Raw genomic sequence first — 3,460 nt, 5'->3', positions numbered from 1 at the left:
GCCGCGTCGTCGGCCAGCCCCGCCGCGATCAGCTGCGCCTGGCCGGACGCGGCGGCGATGGGCGTGCGCAACTCGTGCGCGGCATTGGTGGCGAACTGGCGTTCCGCATCGATCCGGGCGCGGATCGTATCCAGATAGCCGTTCAACGCCCGCGGGATCGGGGCCAGTTCGATCGGCAGGTCCGGGGTCGCGACGGGGGACAGGTCCTGGGCCGACCGCCGACGCAATTCGCCCGCGAAGCGCGTCGCGGGCCGCAGCGCCGACCCGACCGCCCCGCGGATCGCCAAAGGCGCGGCCAGCAGGACCGGCAGCATCAGCCCCACCAGCCAGGTCAGGCTTTCGCGCAGCTCGTCGCGGCGCCAGGCGGTTGTGTGGCCGACCTCGACGACCAGATCGCCCGCCGGATCGGCCAGGCGGAACACCCGCCAGCCGGGCAGGTCCTGGCCGCCATCGGCGGTGACCGGCGCCCAGGGCGCGTCGGTCACCTCTACGCCTACGTCAACGATGCGGATCGCGCTGTCGCCCGGGGCCAGTGTCCCGACCTGACCCGCGCCACGGTACAGCGACAGCGACAGGCGGGCCGATGCCTCCAGGCTGTCATCCATCAGCTCGGACATCTCGTGAGAGATCACCGTCGCGGCCAGCGCCACCCCCGCCAGCCACGCGGCGCAGGCCCCCAGCACGACCCGGCGCACCAGCCTGCCGCGCAGGGACCAGGGCCGCGTCACGGGATCAGGTATCCCAGGCCGCGCCGCGTCTGGATCGCATCGGCCCCCAGCTTGCCCCGCAGCCGCGAGACATAGACTTCGACCGCGTTCCCCTCGATGGCGTCGTCGAAGGCATAGAGGCGATCCTCCAGCACCTGCTTGGACAGCACCCTGCCCCGCGCGGACAGCAGTGCGTCGAACAGCGCCCATTCGCGTGAGGTCAGGCGGATCTCGGCTTCGCCCTTGAACAGGCGGGCTCCGGCGCGGTCCACCCGCAGCCCGCCGAGCCGGCTTTCCGTCGCCGGATCGCCCGATGCACGGCGGGCATTGGCGCGCAGACGCGCCTCGATCTCGGCCAGGTCATAGGGTTTGACGACGTAATCGTCCGCGCCCGCATCCAGCCCGGCGATGCGTTCGGTGATCTGGTCGCGCGCGGTCGCGATGATCACCGGCACGCGGTTGCCGCGATGGCGCTGTTCGCGCAGAAGCACCAGCCCGGACCCGTCCGGCAGCGCCAGGTCCAGCAGGATCGCGTCAAAGCCCGCAACCTCCAAGGCCGCGCGCGCGGTGTCCAGGTCTGGCGCATGATCGACCGCATGACCCTGCGCCCGCAGGTACCGGACCAGCGCATCGGCGATATCGGCCTCGTCTTCGATCAGCAGCACACGCATCCGATTTCCCTTCGTTCCGCCAAGACATGGCGGGACGGGGGACCCGGATCAACGGAAAAGAGCGCCTCACAGCGTCGTGATGATGGCATCCCTGTCTGTAAGCCTGCTGCAAGCTTTGCCCGTCAGATCAGGGGCACGAACCACGCAAAGGCCCCACCATGCATGTACTGCGCCACCTGTCCGACCACGCCATGCACATGCAGATCCTGCAGCCCCTGGACCCCGGCTGGCAGGCCGCAGCCCTGATGATCGAAGGCCATTTCCATGACGCCTTCGACGCCCGCATGACCCTGCCCGCGGTTCCCCTGGCGGTGGCGCGGTCGGCCTCGGGCGCGGTGCTGGGGGCGGCGGGCCTGCGCGATGCGGCGGCGGGGTTCTTTTCACAGGTCTATCTGGACCGGCCGGTGGCGCAGCTGCTGTCCGAACGCAGCGGCCGTGCGGTTTACGACGACGACATCCTGGAGGTCGTGTCGATGGCCTGCCCCCGCCCCATCGCCACGCTGCCCCTGATCGAGGCCATCGCCGCCGAGGGCCGCCTGCAGGGCAAAAGTTGGGGCCTGTTCACGGCCACGACCGCCCTGGTCGCGATGCTGCAGCGGACCGGAGTGCCGCTGCTGGCGCTGGCACCGGCGCGGGCGGAATGCCTGCCCGATGCGGCCTGCTGGGGCCGCTACTACGACACGAACCCCTGGGTCTGCGCGCTGGCCGAACGATCCGAACCGCTGCGCTTCATGCCCCGCCCCTCCCGCAGCTTCAGCAAGGTCTCCCCCCGATGATCCCGATCTTCGACGCCCTCGCCCGCCATGCCCGCCAGCGGCCCGACGCCATCGCGTTCCGTGACGGTGACCGCACGATCAGCTGGGCGGGCCTTGCCCGTGCCGTCGGTCATGCGGCCGCCGGTTTCGCGGGCGGGCCCCGGACGGTCGGTCTGCGCCTTGTCGGGCTGGACTATGTCATCGCCGATCTGGCCGCGACTTTGGCCGGGTGCCGCGTGGTGCCGGTGCCGGGCTTCTTTTCCGCCGGGCAGATCGATCACCTGTTGGCCGATTCCGGCGCCACGCTGATCGACCGCCTGCCGCGACCCGACGCCGCGATGCCGCTGGCCTATGCCGGGGGGGCGGACCGGGTGATCTATACCTCCGGGACGACGGGGCGGCCCAAGGGCGTGGAGCTGGGCGACCGCCAGCTGACCGCCCAGACCCGAGCGTTGGCGGCGGCCATCGGGGCCACGCCCCGGGACCGCTATCTGTCCGTCCTGCCCCAGGCCCAGCTGCTGGAACAGATCTGCGGCATCTTCGTGCCGGTGCTGATCGGCGCCGAAACCGTCATCGCGGCCGGGGGCGCGGCCTGCCTGTTCACCGGCGACGGCACCGCCCTGGCGCGCGCGGCCGCAACCTGCCACCCGACCGTGACCGTGCTGGCCCCGCGCCAGCTGACGCTGTGGGTCGCGGCCCTGCGGCAGGGCGCCCGCGCGCCGGACAGCCTACGCTATATCGCGGTCGGTGGTGCGCCGGTCTCTCCGGTCCTTCTGGCCGAGGCCCGCGCCTTGGGCCTGCCCGTGGCCGAGGGCTATGGCCTGTCCGAGGCGTCATCGGTCGTGGCCATGACGCCCGCAGGCGGCACCGCGATGCTGCCCCTGGACGGCGTGGACCTGCGCATCGAGGATGGGGAGATCGTGGTCGACGGCCCCGCCGTCATGTCGGGCTATCTGGGCCATGCACCCCATCGCGGACCGTGGCGGACCGGCGATCTGGGCCAGCTGACGAATGGGCGGCTGACGGTGCTGGGTCGGCGCGACGCGATGATCCTGCGCGCCTCGGGGCGCAACATCGCGCCCGAATGGGTCGAGGCCGCGGCCCTGGCCGATCCGGCCATCCCGGCGGCCGCCCTGATCCTGACCGGGGACGACCGGCTGATGCTGGTCCTGGTCGCCACGGGCAGCCCGGACATGGCGGCGCTGGCGGCGCGGCTGGCCGCCCTGCCCGACTATGCCCGCCCCGACACGCTGGTCTTCGCCGACCCGCGCGAGGCCGGGCTGATCCGCGCCTCGGGCACCGCCGACCGGCAGGTGGCCGCGCGCAT

4 protein-coding genes are annotated in these 3,460 nt (G+C 72.2%); 2 read left to right on the top strand and 2 right to left on the bottom strand.

From position 1 onward, the window contains the following. Together TW83_RS17440 and TW83_RS17435 are read right to left on the bottom strand one after the other, a co-directional pair. The coding region (locus TW83_RS17440) for a histidine kinase dimerization/phospho-acceptor domain-containing protein (RefSeq protein WP_045984056.1) at nucleotides 1–728 on the bottom strand (728 nt) is incomplete at its 3' end. Further along, nucleotides 725–1,378 carry a response regulator transcription factor gene (locus tag TW83_RS17435; protein WP_045984055.1) on the bottom strand — a complete coding sequence of 218 codons (654 nt, stop codon included), beginning with the start codon at nucleotides 1,376–1,378 and terminating at the stop codon, nucleotides 725–727. The genes TW83_RS17440 and TW83_RS17435, both read right to left, overlap by 4 nt. Before the next feature lie 158 nt (nucleotides 1,379–1,536). On the opposite strand from TW83_RS17435, the gene TW83_RS19510 reads away from it, so the two are divergent. Continuing rightward, entirely contained in the window at nucleotides 1,537–2,154 is a 618-nt protein-coding gene (locus TW83_RS19510) for a thermostable hemolysin (RefSeq protein ID WP_052714966.1), read from the top strand. Then, nucleotides 2,151–3,460 (top strand): AMP-binding protein (locus tag TW83_RS17425; protein ID WP_045984054.1); only part of this gene is annotated, 1,310 nt, incomplete at its 3' end. The genes TW83_RS19510 and TW83_RS17425, both read left to right, overlap by 4 nt.

It is taken from the genome of Paracoccus sp. S4493, from assembly GCF_000967735.1.
Classification (GTDB): domain Bacteria; phylum Pseudomonadota; class Alphaproteobacteria; order Rhodobacterales; family Rhodobacteraceae; genus Paracoccus; species Paracoccus marcusii.
Note: the sequence above shows the minus strand (reverse complement) of the source record. Positions and strands in the feature narration are given on the sequence as shown.